Raw genomic sequence first — 16,052 nt, forward strand, 5'->3', positions numbered from 1 at the left:
ATAGGCGCTGAACCATGCTGAACATGGCTTGCAATTGATAACGGATAGTTGTATAGAGGACACACGTTATTGTTTCATCTAAGCTAAAGATATATATTTTTTTATTGTTTCGGGTTACGTTCAAACACCTTTTTACGCGTGGGCAGATACAGGTTTTTTCTGACAACGTTAATTATTGACCACTTTAGGGTTGTATGTGTTTATATTATTATCAGCACACGGTGGCAAAGCCGGTTCGATGCGCCGGTGTCGGCATGCATTCGGGAAAAACCGTTAACCTGACGATTCGGCCGGCTCCCGTCAACCACGGCATTCGGTTTATCCGAACCGACTTGGCGGATACACCCAGTGTGGCGGCGCATTTTAACATGGTGGTAGACACCAGCCTGGCAACGGTGATCGGATACGATGGGTTTATCGTTTCAACGATCGAACATCTCATGGCTGCTTTTTCGGGCCTTGGCATAGATAACGCGGTTGTGGAACTGGATTCTCATGAAATGCCGATTATGGACGGCAGCGCATCGCCATTCGTCGATGCCATTCGGCCCGTCGGCATTCAAGAACAAGATAGCCCTCGCTATTATTTCTCCGTCAAAGAACCGATCGCCTTGCAGGATGGCGAAAAATCGCTCACCATTTATCCTCACCACTCGTTTCAAGTTACCTGCGCCATTGAATATGATCATCCCTTGATTAAACACCAGCAGCTTTCGATGGATTTGAGCACGGATAGTTTTCCGGATGACGTCTCTGCGGCCAGAACATTTGGATTTATTCATGAGTACGAATACTTAAAACGCTACGGCTTTGCCAAGGGCGGATCCCTGGACAACGTCATCGTGTTGGACCAAACCGGCATCCTCAACGAGAATGGCCTTCGCTATCCGGATGAATTCGTCCGACATAAAATCCTTGACTGTATTGGCGATTTATATCTTCTGGGAATGCCTATATTAGGCCATGTGGTAGCCAATAAATCAGGCCATGCCTTGAATAATGCCTTTCTGAAAGAAATTTTTTCCCGCAAGCAGTCCTGGGAAACCCGCTCCCTGCAGGATGAAATTCAGCTCAAAGCAAAAGCGCTTGCCATTTAATAAAGAAACCGGTATGCACAAACATTTAGCCCATACGGGGTTGCATGGACGGTTACTTGCGACGCCTTGTTCGAATTTGGTTCTGCACTTTTTTACGTTAAAACGAGTCATTCTTTTCATACCATGACAATGCCCAAATCAATTACAGCGCTGATTGCCTGCTTATGCTTATTTATGCTTCAATCAACTTCTGTTGCCGCTGAAAAAGCAGTATTAAAGGACATTGTGGTCTCCAATACGCGGGATGATTTACTCCTCTATCTCAATACGGAGGGTGCCTTTCGTGAAAAAATCAAACACGCGATTCTGAGCGGCGTCCCGGTCACCTTTTCCTTTTTTATTACCCTGAATATCACCCGAACCCTCTGGCCGGACAAAACCATTGCGGACATCAAGGCCTCCCACACCATCAAGTATGACAGCCTTAAAAAGGAATTTATAGTAAAACGCTCCTGGGAGAAAGATGTGGCGCGTGTAACCGCTTCCTTTGAAGAAGCACAACCGTGGATGACTGAAATAGCCAGTCTTAAAATTATCCCGTTGAGCGCTCTTGAAAAAGGACGGCAGTATCAAATTCGCGCCAAAGCCAAGCTGAGTAAGTTAACCCTTCCTTTTTACCTGCATTATGTTTTATTTTTCGTCTCTCTTTGGGATTTTGAAACCGACTGGTATGCGATTGATTTTACTTATTAGGTCCGCTCGGCCTTGAAACACCGGGGTATGAGATTATTCATGTGACATGACCAAGACAACCAACGCCCACAGCCCCACATTTATCACCGATTTAGACCGCAAACGGCGAAAACGGGAAATCGTGTTGATCGGTGTCATCGTTCTCGTGGTAGGGGTTCTGACCTATGCTGAGAATCAAATCGTGCATTTTGGCGCGGACATTCCCGTTTCAAACACCATCCTGATGTTCATTTTGATCAATATCAATTTACTGCTGCTGCTGTTGTTGCTGTTTTTGGTGTTCCGGAACATCGTGAAACTGCTTTATGACAGAAAACGAAATGTCATGGGCGCCAAACTTCGTACGCGGCTTGTCCTGGCCTTTATCACCTTAAGCCTGTTGCCCGCTACGGTTCTGTTTTTTTTCTCCATTAATTTCATCAACACCAGCATCGAGTTCTGGTTCAGTGTCCCGGTAGAGCAAGCTCTGGAGAATTCGCTCGCCGTCGGCCAGAACATATACACGCGCGCTGAAGACCACAATTTGTTTTATTTAAAAAAGATATCTTCCCATATGGCTGAAAAACAGCTTTTTGCCGGAAACAACCATGCGCCGCTTATTCGATATCTTGCAAAAATCAGCGGGAATCTCCATCAGCAAGCCGTCGAGATATATACAACCAATTTTTCCCGTGTCGCCTACGCCGTTTGCGAGAATTTAAATCAAATGCCCTTGCGGATTGTTGCAACGGATTATTTTCAAAAACCATTCTCGGAAAAACATATTCACACCGTATTCGAAACCATCCCCAGCGGAGAGATGGTTCGAACCATCTGCACGATTCCTTTCGGAAGCCCTAAAGAAAACGCGCAGGGGTTTGCCGTGTTATCCACCATCGTTTCATCCGATCTATCGGAAAAAATGGCAGCCATTTCTCGAGGGTTCGAAGGGTATCAGCAAATGAAACTTCTCACACGGCCCATTGAAATCACTTATTATATGTCACTTTCCATCGTCGGTCTTCTTGTCGTGTTCTGCGCCGTATGGTTCGGATTTTATCTGGCCAAAACCATCAGCATCCCCATTAAGGAACTGGCTGAAGGAACGCGTAAGGTCGCCTATGGCGATCTGAATTTTACCATTGAAGCGGTTGGCGATGATGAGATCGGCAGTTTGGTGGACTCGTTCAATAAGATGACCGGCGACCTGAAGGACAACCGGGAAAAGCTGGAACAGTCCGCCCAAATCCTGCGAACACAAAATATGGAAATCGAGGAAAGACGCCGATATATGGAAATCATTCTTCGATTTGTATCCGCCGGCGTCATGACCCTGGATGCCGAGGGCATCATCACGACCATGAACCGGTCAGCTGAAAAAATGCTTCATATCGATGCAGACCGGGTTTTGAATAAAAACATACGGGAGCTGCTAAGCGCTGATCATCTCAGCTTTGCGCAAGAAGTTATGGACCGGGTGTCAAAATCCGGAGAAAGCGCCATCGAACTGCCGGCACGCATCACCATAGAGGGAAGACCAAAAAGCTTTTTGATTCAGGCCAATGCCTTAACACACGACACCGGCCGCCCGCTTGGCATCGTGGTCGTATTCGACGATCTCACGGCACTGGAAAAAGCGCAGCGAATGAACGCCTGGCGGGAAGTGGCCCGGCGAATCGCCCATGAAGTTAAAAATCCGCTGACACCCATCGCATTGTCCGCCCAGCGGTTGCAACGCCGGTATTCCGAGCAGCTGCAAGACCCCGTTTTTGAAGAATGCACACGAATGATTATTGAGCATGTGGCGTTGATTCAAAATCTTGTCAATGAGTTTTCAGCCTTTGCCAGATTTCCCGCAGCCCACCTTCTGCCCTGCGAACTGACACCGATTATCGAGGAAACCATCGCCCTATATCGCGAAGGACATGAATCGGTAGTTTTTGAAACGCTTTTTCCAGACAACATTCCCTTGTTAAACCTGGACCGGCAACAGATCAAGCAGGCCATGATCAACCTGATCGGCAATGCTGTTTCCGCCATCAGATCCAGAGGGATTATAACCATTTCCGTGGCTCACGACCCGATCCTTAGACGGGTTCGTATGGAAGTGGCCGACGACGGCCCCGGTATTCCCGACGAAGAAAAAGTCAGATTGTTTGAACCCTATTTCTCCACAAAAACCGCAGGGATGGGCTTGGGATTGACCATCGTCAATTCCATCATCGCAGATCATTCCGGAATGATCTATGTTCAGGACAACCAACCCAAAGGCGCCAAGTTCGTTGTTGAATTGCCGGTTTAAAAAGGAATCACGAATGCACCCTTCCGTTTTAATCGTAGATGATGAAAAAGCCATTCGACAATCGCTGAGTGGCATTCTTTCGGATGAAGGCTTTGAAGTTTCCGCTGCAGCCAACGGCTATGAAGCGCTGCAAATGATCGAGGCCGAAGCGCCCGATCTAGTGCTTCTCGATATCTGGATGCAGGGAATCGATGGCATTGAGACCTTGAAAGAAATAAAAAAGGACCATCCCCATATTCAGGTCATTCTCATCTCCGGGCACGGCAATGTGGAAACCGCCGTTAAGGCCACCAAGCTCGGGGCTTTTGATTTAATCGAAAAGCCCTTATCCGTGGACAAGGTCATCGTTACCATCAACAACGCATTGAACTATAGGCGATTGGAAGAAGAAAACCGGTATTTGCGAAAAAAAACGATCGAAAAGCACGCCATTACCGGGAACAGCCCGCCAATACAAACCCTGAGAAAACAAATCGCCCAGGCGGCACCAACCGATGCCTCGATCCTCATCACCGGAGAAAACGGCACCGGCAAGGAACTGGTGGCGCGAACCATTCACCAATTGAGCGCACGGGCGGACAAATCGCTCATCGATATCAATTGTGCCGCCATACCGGAGAATCTCATCGAAAGCGAACTGTTCGGCCATGAAAAAGGCTCTATTCCCGGCCAATCGGGCAAAAAAGTTGGAAAATTCGAATTGGCCGCGGAAGGTACCTTGTTTTTCGATGAAATCGGGGATATGAGCCTTTCAACCCAATCTAAAATTCTCCGCGTGCTTCAGGAGAAACAATTCCATCGCGTGGGCAGCGCACGAACCCTCTCCGTCAATGTCCGGGTCATTGCCGCGACCAATAAGAATCTCACCGAGGAAATCAAAAAAGGACTGTTTCGAGAAGAACTTTATTACCGCATCAATGTCATTCCAATCGAGGTGCCCCCTTTAAGGCAACGGTCGGAAGATATTCCCCTGCTGGCGGAGACATTTCTGAAGGAATGCGCCGGCCAGGGCCACATGAAACAGAAGAAAATGTCGCCGGAGGCGCTGGCATGGTTATGCAACGCGCCTTGGCCCGGAAACGTTCGAGAGCTTAAAAACCTGATAGAACGGTTGTCTATTATGGTCAAAAAAGACACGATACAGCTTTTCGATCTGCCGCTCTCCAATCATTCAAATACTCAGAGCGCTTCTACGAGCTTTCAGATGCCGGCACTTGCCACAGCCAATTTGGAAACAGCGAAAAAAGCCTTTGAAGAAGCCTATATCAGACAACAAATGGCATTGAATGGTAACGATTCAAAAAAGACAGCTGCTGCAATCGGCATTTCCTTGAAAGAGTTAAAGAAAATACTCGGCAAAAAGGGGTGATGTCTTGGGCCGCTTATGCAGCACGAAAAAAATACGGCCAATGCGTCATCCGGAAAAAGCATCTTTCGGCGGGCTGCGGGTTATCGCAGGCGACCGCCGGGGGAAAAAACTGTTTTCGGTCAGCGGGTTGGCTACACGACCCACTGCCAGCCGGGTTAGAGAAGCCGTATTTAACATGATCTCCGATACCGTGCCGAATGCGGTGGTGCTGGATCTTTACGCCGGAACCGGCATTTTGGGAATAGAAGCGCTCAGCCGCGGTGCCCGCTTTGCCTTGTTTGTGGATAACAGCCATGCCTCATTGGAGATTATTCGAAAAAATATCGCCGCTTGTCGGTTTCAAAGCAAGTCCGATGTTATGAATACCGATATCAAATCGGAGCTCATGCGCTTGCGCGCTTACAACGCTGCATTCAACCTTGTATTTATGGACCCGCCCTATCATAAAGGGCTCATCCAAACCACGCTCTGCGATCTTCATAACAGCAAAGCGCTGGCAACCCGCGCGCTGATTGTGGTGGAGCACGCGCTGACGGAACCGCCGCCCATCAATATGGTGTGCTTTCATCTCAAAGATCAGCGCAAGTATGGAAAAACGCTTGTTTCTTTTGTTGATTATACGATATGAGATATCTTACGCGCTTTCTGAAACAGCATCTTTCACTCGGTATGCTACGGGATAATGTGCCTTGCACCGAAGCCTATCCGGTTATTTGAATGGGCCGTTGTCAGATGAAGATGCCGGTTTTCCGCAACCCCATATGGAGGGATTCGTTTAGAAAACATGAAACGATTGGCCATTTATCCCGGATCCTTCGACCCCGTCACGAACGGTCACCTGGACATCATCGAGCGGGGCCTCAAATTATTTGATAAGATCATCGTGGCGATTTTATATAACCCTTCAAAAAAGCCTCTTTTTTCATTAGAAGAACGGGTGGAATTACTCAAAGAGAGCATGAAGGATTTACCCAATATCGAAGTGGATACCTTTTCCGGACTTTTAGTGGATTATGCAGCCCAGAAAAAAGCCCATGCCATTTTACGCGGTATGCGCGCGGTCTCTGATTTTGAATATGAATTTCAGCTGGCGTTGATGAATCGACGGCTGAACAGAAAGGTGGAAACGGTGTTCCTCATGACCGGCCTGCGATGGATCTTCACCAGTTCTTCCATTATCAAAGAAGCGGCCAGTTTCGGCGGCCAGGTTGATCATATGGTGCCGCCTTTCGTTTTTAAAAGGCTTCAAGAAAAATTCAAGCTGCCGTCTCACTCCGAATAACCATGGATTTATGGCAACTCCACATCTTCTGTAAGGTCGTTGAATCTGGCAGTTTCTCAAAAGCGGGGGACACCGTTCACCTGTCTCAACCGACCGTCAGCAGCCATATCAAAGACTTGGAAAATCACATCGGGTGCCGGCTGATCGATCGACTGCCAAAGAATGCGCTTCCCACCAAGGCCGGCGAACTGTTGCACTCCTACGCACAACGACTCCTTGCGCTTCGAGATGAAGCGGAAACCGCCCTTGCCGCTTTTCAAGGCACCATCAAAGGGCCGCTTCTCATCGGCGGCAGCACCATTCCGGGCGTGTTTATACTCCCCAAGGTAATTGGTGGATTTTCAAAAGAATTCCCAATGGTTCGGGTCTGCCTGGCACTGGGAGACACCCGAACCATCATTGAAGATACGCTCTCTGGCAAACTGGAAGTGGGTGTTGTGGGTGCAAAAACGGAAGATTCTGGGTTAATTCAGGATCCGTTGCTACAGGACGAGCTTCGACTCGTCGTTCCCTCGGGGCACCCCTGGTCCCAAAAAAAGCAGGTTTCATTGGCGATGGTCCAAAAAGAGCCTTTTATTTCTCGGGAGCCTGGTTCGGGGACATTAAAAACCATCGAGCTGAGTCTCGAAAAAAAAGGATATGATATAAACCGGTTCAACATCAGGGCACAGATGGGCAGTACCGAGGCCATTCGCCAAGCGGTTAAAAACAATATCGGCGTCTCGATTCTTTCCAGCCTGGCTGTCAACGACGATTTGGAAGCAGGCCGATTAACTGCGATTGAAATTAAGGGGGTTTCATTTAAGCGGCGGTTCTACCTGACTCGCGCCAAACATCGAACCCCGTCTCCCGCAAGCCGTGCATTTATTGATTTTTTGCTTTCATGGAAACAGGTTAACGGTTCATAAACCACCCTCTAACTAATGGGCACCCAAAAAATGAGTCTCTCCCTATCCCCTAATGCGCTAACCGTTCTTGAAAAACGATACCTGAAGAAGGATCGGGACGGCACGGTACAGGAAACACCGGAAGCGCTTTTTAAGCGAGTGGCAAACCATATTGCTTCAGCCGATACCATCTTTGATTCGAAAGGGGCCGTTGAAAAAACCGAAAAGAAGTTTCTCGGAATAATTGAAAACCTGTGGTTTTTGCCGAACTCCCCTACGCTGATGAACGCCGGCAGACGCTTAGGGCAGTTGGCCGCCTGTTTTGTGCTGCCCATTGAGGATGAAATGGAGAGCATCTTTGAATCATTAAAGCACACCGCCATGATTCATAAAAGCGGCGGCGGTACGGGTTTCTCCTTTTCCAGAATTCGCCCGGCAAACGATGTCGTCCTCTCAACGGCCGGCGTTTCCAGTGGTCCGCTTTCGTTCATATCGGTATTTGATATCGCCACGGAAACGGTTAAGCAGGGTGGCACCCGCCGTGGCGCCAACATGGGCGTGCTTCGCGTGGATCATCCGGATATCGAGGCGTTTATTAAGGCCAAAAATGATACCGACCGGTTAACCAATTTCAATATTTCAGTTGCAATTACAGATACTTTTATGGCGGCCTACGCCAATAACACCGATTATGACCTGATTAATCCGAGAACCGGAACCACCGTCAAACGGCTTCCTGCTTCGCAGGTATTTGATTCGATTATCTTATCCGCATGGCATACCGGCGAACCCGGCGTTATTTTTATCGACCGGATCAACCAAGTCAATCCGACGCCGCATCTGGGAAAAATCGAAGCAACCAATCCCTGCGGAGAGCAACCCCTGTTGCCCTATGAATCTTGTACACTGGGGTCGATCAATCTCGGAAAAATGGTGACCAAAAAAACCCTGAATTTTAACCGTCTGAAACAAACCGTGCATACGGCCGTTCACTTTCTGGACAATGTGATCGAAGTAAACCGATATCCGTTAAAGCAAATCGAGCAGAAGAGCAAACAAACTCGAAAAATCGGCCTGGGGGTAATGGGCTTTGCCGATATGCTCATCGAACTCGGTATTCCCTACGACTCCGAGGATGCGCTGAAGCAAGCTGAATCCGTAATGGCGTTTATTTCGAAGGAATCAAAGGCTGCCTCGGCAGCGCTTGCCGTAAAACGTGGGAATTTTCCCGCCTACAAGGCCAGCATCTTCGATGTGCCTGAAAGCCCTTATATGCGCAACGCCACCACCACCACGATCGCCCCCACCGGCACCATCAGCATTATTGCCGGCGCATCCAGCGGTATAGAGCCCCTTTTTGCCGTGGCCCACGCACGAAACGTGTTGGGGGGAAAAACGTTGTTTGATATTCATCCGTTATTCATTAAAATGGCGAAGGAAAGAGGCGTCTACTCTGAAGCGTTGGCCCGCGAACTCGCAGAGAAAGGATCCGTTCAGGATATCGATTCCGTGCCGGAAGACCTCAAACAAGTTTTCCGCACATCTCATGATGTCACCGCACCATGGCATATAAACATACAAGCCGCGTTTCAAAAATACACGGATAATGCCGTCTCCAAAACCGTTAATTTTCCCGCCCGGGCTACAATGGAAGATGTCAAAATAGCTTATATTGATGCGTTCAAGAGCGGATGCAAGGGGGTTACAATCTACCGGTACGGCAGCCGCGACAAACAGGTGCTGGTTATCGGCCAAGAAGAAAAAGAACCCCCTGGCATCGCGCCGCGGCCCCGCCCCCAGCGAACACGCGGGGTTACCGAGCGAATTCAAACCGGGTGCGGCAAACTCTATGTCACCATAAATGCCGATGAAGCCGGTATCTGCGAAGTCTTTGCACAAATGGGAAAAACCGGCGGATGCGCGTCCTCCCAAATCGAGGCGGTCGGGCGCCTGATATCCTTGGCGTTGCGCTCTGGCGTAAAGCTGGAAGCCATTATCAAACAATTGATCGGTATTCGCTGCCCATCGCCTTCCTGGCAAAACGGCAAAATGGTCTTATCCTGCCCGGATGCGATTTCTCAAGTGCTGAAAGGCGTCACGGATTTAAATATCGTAGAAGAAAACCAGTCTGTTATGGGCGTTTGCCCGGAGTGCAGCGGATCACTGTCCCACGAGGAGGGCTGCTTGATTTGCCATTCATGCGGTTTCTCAAAATGCTGCTAACGCGAAGAATCCTTTCGGCACCGACTGCAGCGCTCAACGCCATCCGTGTTCTCCCACCAGCTTAACAAACCGGCAACCGCCCAAATTTTTCTGGTGAATTCCATCCATCTCCCTGGTTAATTGTATCAGCTCCTGGGAATGATGCCCTCCCACGGGAACAACCATGCGGCCGCCCATGGCAAGCTGATTTACCAGCGTTTCCGGAATTTCCGGGGCACCGGCGGTTACCATGATCGCGTCAAACGGCGCCTCTTCTTTCCAACCCGTGGTGCCATCCGAATATCGCGTGATAATATTATGATAGCGAAGCTGATCAAAGAGTTTTCGCGCAGCCAAATAAAGCGAATTAATTCGTTCGATGGTATACACTTTAAACACGATCTGTGCCAACACGGCAGCCTGATACCCCGAACCGGTTCCGATCTCCAAAACGCGATCCTCTTTTTTCAGCGCCAGCGCCTGGGTCATCTCCGCCACAATAAACGGCTGTGAAATGGTTTGCTGCTCACCTATCGGAAGAGGATAATCACTATATGCCTGGTCCCTGAGCGCTTCGCTGACAAACAGATGGCGCGGTACCTTTCGCATGGCGGCCAAGGTAAGCGGATCCGAGATACCGCGCGCTTCAATCTGGCGGCGAACCATCTCTTCTCGCTGCCGTTCGTGCTTAAGTTCGTCATGGTCCATTTCAGTTCTATAATACCGTTTCCATGCAACCTTATCATCGAAGCGACGGCTATATAAAAACAAGCCAGACCGTTCCCCGGTAACGATGATTTTTGCTGATTAATTAAAAGGATGAACGCCTATATTTTATAAATCACCCGCTTTTCCGTTATAATGATGTCCACATGCTTGTCGTGTGGTTCCATGGGCACTTGCGACAGCACCTGATCATCAAAGGATAGCGCTACCTTACGCGTTGTGGCCGGCAGTTTGGGAATCAATCGATCGTAAAAACCGTCCCCCATGCCGATGCGACCGCCCTTTTCGTCAAACGCAACCCCTGGTATTAACGCAATATCGATTCGATCCATCGGAACCCGCTTGCATCTCACTGGATCCGGTATGGGCTTACCGGCCGCATTCACGGTAAGATCCGTATCCAGATGGTCCACCTTCAAAAGCATAATTTTTGACGGGGGGTCTTCCGGAACCGGTAAGACGACGATTTTATTCAGGGAACAGCTCTTTTCAATAATACGGCGGCTGGCGACTTCAAGCTTTCCATCCAGGTAAAGAAGAACAATCTTCGCCTCAAGAAAATTGGCAAAATCAAAAAGCCGATCTTCTATCTGTCGGTTTCTTTCCAACAGTTCGTCATCAGACAGCGTTGCCAACTGCTGCGCGACTTGGCGTCTGATTTCATATTTTTTCTCTTTGATTTCCTCCATAGGTCTCTCCCGCGTCTGAGATAGCGTGTATGAATAAAAAAGTCTATATGATTTCATAGCACAAGTCAACTTACAATAATCATTGACGAAAACTATTCCCGGTGGTAGCCTTTAGGTTGTTTTGCCGGTCAAACAACCAATTTCGTTGGGCACGATCACTTTCAACGGATCGGCATTATATTGCAACCGGCTTTTACCATATGGAACACATAATTAAATAAGTCTTTATAAAATCCTTTAATATAGGAACGGTTATGCTGGAAATCAAGTTATTGAGAGAAGATCTTCTGGGGATCGAAACAGCGCTGAAACATCGCGGCAACACCATCGACCTTGCCGGGTTCAAGCAACTCGATGAATCGCGCAAAAATCTGCTTCAAGAAATCGAGGCCTTGCGTCATCAACGCAACACGGTTTCAGAAACCATCGCAACTTTAAAAAAAGCCGGCAAAGATGCCTCGATCCTGATGAATGAAACCAAAGCGGTTTCCAATAAAATTAAAGAGCTGGAAAAAGCCATCTCCCAGACTGAAGAATCGCTGGACAAGATCTTATTGCAACTTCCTAATATACCGAATGAATCAGTGCCCATCGGAAAAGATGAAACCGAAAACACCTTGTTGCGAGTGGTGGGCCGTCCGCCCGTTTTTGACTTTGCCCCACAAGCACACTGGACCATCGGTGAAAAATTACATGTTCTCGATTTCGAACGCGCCGCCCGTATCACGGGTGCTCGCTTTCCCCTCTATTTGGGAGCGGGCGCACGCATGGAAAGAGCGCTGATCAATTTTATGCTTGATCTGCATACCACAGAACACGGATACAAGGAAATTCTTCCGCCATATATCGTCAATCGGACCACCATGACCCATACAGGCCAATTGCCGAAGTTTGAAGCGGATTTATTCAAACTCGACGGCTTGGATTATTTTCTTATTCCCACTGCGGAAGTACCGCTCACGAATATTCACCAGGGAGAGATTCTCGACCAGGAGATGTTGCCCATCTATTACACGGCCTTCACGCCTTGTTTTCGCTCAGAGGCCGGCTCTTATGGCAAGGACACCCGCGGGCTTATTCGGCAGCACCAGTTTAACAAAGTGGAACTGGTAAAGTTTGTGGAACCAGAGTCTTCCTATGCAGAGTTAGAAACGCTGCTGCTGAATGCGGAGGAAATTCTCAAGCGACTGAACCTGCCCTATCGCGTTATCACGCTGTGCACGGGGGATATGGGGTTTTCCGCTGCCAAAACGTACGATATCGAAGTGTGGATGCCAGCGCAAGACGTCTACCGGGAGATATCTTCCTGCAGCAATTTTGAAAGTTTTCAAGCAAGGCGTGCCAATATCCGATTTAGAACCAAGGGCCGAAAAGGCACCATGCTGGTTCATACGCTCAACGGCTCCGGCCTTGCCGTGGGCAGAACCGTGGCAGCCATCCTCGAAAACTATCAACAGGCCGACGGCTCCGTCGTCATCCCCACCGCTTTAAGGCCGTACATGGGGGGACTGGAGAGGATAACACTGTGAAACCAGAAAATTTCCCAATAGAAATTCAGCCCTATATCATTCCGCAACCCAAGGGCGAACTGATTTACCAATGCCTTGAATGCGGCCGGACCTACGGAATCGATGCGCTGCTTTACACATGTCCACACTGCCACCAAGTCCTGCTCATTAAAGATAACCGGTTTGATGAACTCAAAAAAATTGATGGCCGAATGTGGCAACGCATTTTCGACTATCGAAAGATGCTTACCCTGCCATCCCTAAAAGGGATTTATCGCTATCACGAATTTATCGGCCCGGTCATGCCCCTGGAAAGCATCGTCTATCTCGGTGAAGGTCACACACCCATGATTGAAGCCAATGATTTTATGCAACATAAAGCCGGAATCCGCTTTTTCTTTAAAAATGACGGCCAGAATCCAAGCGCTTCATTTAAAGACCGCGGCATGGCCAGCGCGTTAAGCTATATTCATTATCTGATTCAAACCGGGGCGGTTTCCGATGTACTGGCGGTATGCGCGTCCACCGGCGACACATCCGCCGCAGCTGCTCTGTATGCCGCTTATTTACAGCCGCATATCAAGTCCGCGGTTATTCTGCCTCATAGAAAGGTCACGCCACAGCAACTCTCTCAGCCGCTATGCAGCGGTGCGCGCGTTTTTGAGTTGCCCGGTGTATTCGATGATTGCATGAAGGTGGTCGAAGCGCTTTCCGAAAACTACCCCGTAGCGCTGCTGAATTCCAAAAATGCATGGCGAATCCTCGGGCAGGAATCGTATTCATACGAAATCGCGCAGGATTTCGAGTATGATCTTAAGAGCAAGGCCATTTTTGTTCCCATCGGCAATGCCGGGAACATCACCGCAGTGATGAGCGGTTTTTTAAAATTTTACGAAGCCGGCGTCATTACTGCATTACCAAAGATCATCGGGGTGCAGTCCCATCATGCGGATCCGGTTTTCCGTTATTATCAGGAGCAAGATGCCTCCAAGCGCAAATTTACACCCGTTACAGTAAAGCCGAGTGTCGCCCAGGCGGCCATGATTGGAAACCCCGTCTCCATGCCACGCGTTATTCATCTATCGAACACCTACAATCAGACGGCAGGCCGGCAAGCCGTGTTCGTTGTTCAAGTAACGGAGCAGGCCATCATGGACTGGCAGCTTCTAGCCAACCGCAATGGTCACATTGCTTGCACCCATGGCGGCGAGTCCCTGGCAGGGCTGGTGGCAGCCAAAGAACAGGGGCTGGTTGACGAACAAGATACCGCGGTGATCGATTCCACTGCGCACGCACTGAAATTCGCCGGTTTTTCCGACATGTATTTTCAAAATATCATTCCGCCGGAGTTCGGCATCACGCCGAATCCCGATCTGATCAACGCACCGGTATTGATTCATCCCAAAGATCTTGATGCCGTGCCCATGCCCGGAAAACCGCTTACCGGTGTTCTTTTTGATCGCTTTGTTTCTCGGGTCACCGAAGAAATCGCCACCACCCTTAACTTAAAAAAGGAAGGCGCTTAATGCGGCTGCCAGACCGGGTGTTAGCATTTTTTATTGCCGCCGGTTTTTGGATGATTACGGCGACACCGGCACAAACGGCGACCTTGCTATACAAAAGCTATGTGGTCCGAAAGGATCGGGGCCGCGATATCCTTTGCGACCCTTATATCGTGCAATCCAATGATTCCATCTTAAAACTCTTCAGAGCGCGCGGGGAGATCGCGCAGACGGATTTGCCAGAATTTTTGTTTATTTTCAGTCGATTAAATCCTCAGGTCCGCAATGTCGATCGAATTCAACCCGGTGAGCATGTTTTCATTCCCCTCAAAAAGCTTGCGCCGAACAGCCTTCCGGATCAACAAAGCGGCTTCGTCACCATTCCCTTTGTGAGCCTTGCGACCATTCCGAATGCCTTAAAAAAACATGCCAGAGAATACACAGTGAAGCCGGGCGATACCGTGATTGACCTTCTATCCAACACGTTCGGGAAATACGGAACCAAGGCACATCAGGATGGCCTTCGTCTTTTTGGGCGACTGAATCCCCGTATCGCAGACCCGAATCATATTGTTACCGGCCAATCGGTTTGGCTGCCAAACGCCGATCTTCTGAACCAACCCGTGTACGCTTCTCTTTTCGATGCTGCCGGAAATATGATTGCAGATCCATCGTTTCCTTCGGAACAACCAACACATTATCAAGCGGTCTCCGACACCCGCACACCCCTTCAACAGGTTGCCGATCTTCTTGAAGCGCAACTTATCGACAAGGGCACCTATTATTTCCCCAGGCCCGACAACAGCGATGTTACGCTCAATCTTGCACGATACCCGGTCCTTGAATTTTCGGATCATCGCCGTGTGATGTTTGCGCCTGCGGCAACAACATTGCCCGCCATGTCCGAAAGCGATATGGCCGCCGTAACCTCTTTCTGGAAAAACTTAACCGTTGTTACGCTTGATGCCGACGCCACACCGGAACAGCTTCTGAATGCTTATTTCAAAACAGGCACTGAAAAAGAAGATAAGGGGGAGATCTCGCTTCTTGACAATGGCGTCCACATTGCCATCAAGGCCCGCTGGTGGTTCGAGCCTCCGCAACTGAATACGGATCAACCGCTAACAACTGGTCGCAAGATCGGCATCCTTTCCTTGAATGAAAAGGCCCATACCATTCCGAACACCTTATTAACCTACCTGGAGAAACACGGAATTTGCCTCAAATCGATCACCAGTGCGTTACCGTGCAAAAATGACGGCGAGCACCAGGCGCCAACCCTTACTCAGGAAAAAATTATCGAAACCTCTCCTCCGGAACGGTTTGTTTCATCGCTTCTATCATCATTGAACATTTCATATTCGCCTCATGTTGCGATCAGTTTTCCATACAGCGGTATGCAAATTCCCGCTGTTTCCAATCTCATTGACACGGCAAACGGCAGATCCTTGCTCATTGATTTCGGCAGCCTTTACGGAGAGGCGGTCACGGCCATCGAAACGTCGGGCCTAAAGGTAATTCGATTATCGGCGGAGGATACCAGCCGGGATATTATAGAAAAACTGCTTACCGGCATCGGCCTTTCGTTTCAAACCGATCCCCACTTTAGCGCAACACCTGAACCGGCGGCCTTTGGTGCTGAATTTTCAATTCCCGGTTATCTCGTTTCTTTACCAGCATCATCTGAGGCGTTTTTTTCGATGGTGCCATTGGACCCCTTGCTGGTTCAATTTTTCATTGACAGGGGCCTTGATATATTTCAAATCGCATCGCCATTCACAGAAAGCCAACCGTACAGGACGGAGGAATAGAAAAG

At 49.0% G+C, this 16,052-nt stretch carries 13 protein-coding genes; 11 read left to right on the plus strand and 2 right to left on the minus strand.

Features of this window, described 5'->3' with window-relative positions; genetic code table 11:
* Positions 1–194: 194 nt before the first annotated feature.
* The 8 genes from lpxC to RBT11_02510 all read left to right on the plus strand — a co-directional run bounded on the left by lpxC (position 195) and on the right by RBT11_02510 (position 9,832).
* Positions 195–1,097 carry a UDP-3-O-acyl-N-acetylglucosamine deacetylase gene (lpxC, locus tag RBT11_02475; protein MDX9785615.1) on the plus strand — a complete coding sequence of 301 codons (903 nt, stop codon included), beginning with the start codon at positions 195–197 and terminating at the stop codon, positions 1,095–1,097.
* 174 nt (positions 1,098–1,271) lie between these two features.
* Positions 1,272–1,790, plus strand: a complete 519-nt coding sequence (locus RBT11_02480; protein ID MDX9785616.1) for a DUF4390 domain-containing protein — start codon at positions 1,272–1,274, stop codon at positions 1,788–1,790.
* A gap of 46 nt (positions 1,791–1,836) precedes the next feature.
* Entirely contained in the window at positions 1,837–4,071 is a 2,235-nt protein-coding gene (locus tag RBT11_02485; GenBank protein ID MDX9785617.1) for an ATP-binding protein, read from the plus strand.
* A 13-nt stretch (positions 4,072–4,084) separates the two neighbouring features.
* Positions 4,085–5,440 (plus strand): sigma-54 dependent transcriptional regulator, encoded by a 1,356-nt coding sequence (locus tag RBT11_02490; protein MDX9785618.1) that lies wholly within the window; start codon positions 4,085–4,087, stop codon positions 5,438–5,440.
* Positions 5,441–5,480: 40 nt separating this feature from the next.
* Positions 5,481–6,068: a 16S rRNA (guanine(966)-N(2))-methyltransferase RsmD gene (rsmD, locus tag RBT11_02495; GenBank protein MDX9785619.1), complete on the plus strand. Its 588-nt coding sequence runs from the start codon at positions 5,481–5,483 to the stop codon at positions 6,066–6,068.
* A gap of 156 nt (positions 6,069–6,224) precedes the next feature.
* Positions 6,225–6,722, plus strand: coding sequence for a pantetheine-phosphate adenylyltransferase (gene coaD / locus RBT11_02500; GenBank protein ID MDX9785620.1), 498 nt, complete (start codon positions 6,225–6,227; stop codon positions 6,720–6,722).
* Positions 6,723–6,724: 2 nt separating this feature from the next.
* Positions 6,725–7,630, plus strand: a complete 906-nt coding sequence (locus RBT11_02505) for a selenium metabolism-associated LysR family transcriptional regulator (GenBank protein ID MDX9785621.1) — start codon at positions 6,725–6,727, stop codon at positions 7,628–7,630.
* Between the two features lie 30 nt (positions 7,631–7,660).
* On the plus strand, positions 7,661–9,832 hold the full coding sequence (locus tag RBT11_02510; GenBank protein ID MDX9785622.1) for a vitamin B12-dependent ribonucleotide reductase: 2,172 nt from the start codon (positions 7,661–7,663) through the stop codon (positions 9,830–9,832).
* A gap of 33 nt (positions 9,833–9,865) precedes the next feature.
* Here RBT11_02510 and RBT11_02515 read toward each other — a convergent pair whose 3' ends face one another.
* Together RBT11_02515 and RBT11_02520 are read right to left on the minus strand one after the other, a co-directional pair.
* Positions 9,866–10,519 carry a protein-L-isoaspartate(D-aspartate) O-methyltransferase gene (locus tag RBT11_02515; GenBank protein MDX9785623.1) on the minus strand — a complete coding sequence of 218 codons (654 nt, stop codon included), beginning with the start codon at positions 10,517–10,519 and terminating at the stop codon, positions 9,866–9,868.
* Between the two features lie 119 nt (positions 10,520–10,638).
* Positions 10,639–11,226, minus strand: a complete 588-nt coding sequence (locus tag RBT11_02520) for a 5-formyltetrahydrofolate cyclo-ligase (protein MDX9785624.1) — start codon at positions 11,224–11,226, stop codon at positions 10,639–10,641.
* Positions 11,227–11,480: 254 nt separating this feature from the next.
* On the opposite strand from RBT11_02520, the gene serS reads away from it, so the two are divergent.
* The 3 genes from serS to RBT11_02535 are packed head-to-tail and all read left to right on the plus strand — an operon-like array spanning position 11,481 to position 16,047.
* The gene (serS, locus tag RBT11_02525; GenBank protein MDX9785625.1) at positions 11,481–12,755 is read left to right on the plus strand and encodes a serine--tRNA ligase; all 1,275 of its coding nucleotides are present in this window, start codon (positions 11,481–11,483) and stop codon (positions 12,753–12,755) included.
* Positions 12,752–14,260 (plus strand): threonine synthase, encoded by a 1,509-nt coding sequence (gene thrC / locus RBT11_02530; GenBank protein MDX9785626.1) that lies wholly within the window; start codon positions 12,752–12,754, stop codon positions 14,258–14,260. Before serS ends, thrC begins: the two co-directional genes overlap by 4 nt.
* A complete protein-coding gene (locus RBT11_02535) occupies positions 14,260–16,047 on the plus strand; it encodes a hypothetical protein (GenBank protein ID MDX9785627.1) in 1,788 nt (595 codons plus the stop codon). The genes thrC and RBT11_02535 overlap by 1 nt, the downstream gene beginning before the upstream one ends.
* The last annotated feature ends 5 nt before the right edge of the window (positions 16,048–16,052 follow it).

The sequence above is a fragment of the Desulfobacterales bacterium genome (genome assembly GCA_034003325.1).
Lineage (GTDB): Bacteria > Desulfobacterota > Desulfobacteria > Desulfobacterales > JAFDDL01 > JAVEYW01.

Coding starts and splice junctions, on each gene's coding strand:
- lpxC (MDX9785615.1), top strand. CDS start 195: ATGTGTTTATATTATTATCAGCACACGGTGGCAAAGCCGGTTCGATGC.
- RBT11_02480 (MDX9785616.1), top strand. CDS start 1,272: ATGCTTCAATCAACTTCTGTTGCCGCTGAAAAAGCAGTATTAAAGGAC.
- RBT11_02485 (MDX9785617.1), top strand. CDS start 1,837: ATGACCAAGACAACCAACGCCCACAGCCCCACATTTATCACCGATTTA.
- RBT11_02490 (MDX9785618.1), top strand. CDS start 4,085: ATGCACCCTTCCGTTTTAATCGTAGATGATGAAAAAGCCATTCGACAA.
- rsmD (MDX9785619.1), top strand. CDS start 5,481: ATGCGTCATCCGGAAAAAGCATCTTTCGGCGGGCTGCGGGTTATCGCA.
- coaD (MDX9785620.1), top strand. CDS start 6,225: ATGAAACGATTGGCCATTTATCCCGGATCCTTCGACCCCGTCACGAAC.
- RBT11_02505 (MDX9785621.1), top strand. CDS start 6,725: ATGGATTTATGGCAACTCCACATCTTCTGTAAGGTCGTTGAATCTGGC.
- RBT11_02510 (MDX9785622.1), top strand. CDS start 7,661: ATGAGTCTCTCCCTATCCCCTAATGCGCTAACCGTTCTTGAAAAACGA.
- RBT11_02515 (MDX9785623.1), bottom strand. CDS start 10,519: ATGGACCATGACGAACTTAAGCACGAACGGCAGCGAGAAGAGATGGTT.
- RBT11_02520 (MDX9785624.1), bottom strand. CDS start 11,226: ATGGAGGAAATCAAAGAGAAAAAATATGAAATCAGACGCCAAGTCGCG.
- serS (MDX9785625.1), top strand. CDS start 11,481: ATGCTGGAAATCAAGTTATTGAGAGAAGATCTTCTGGGGATCGAAACA.
- RBT11_02535 (MDX9785627.1), top strand. CDS start 14,260: ATGCGGCTGCCAGACCGGGTGTTAGCATTTTTTATTGCCGCCGGTTTT.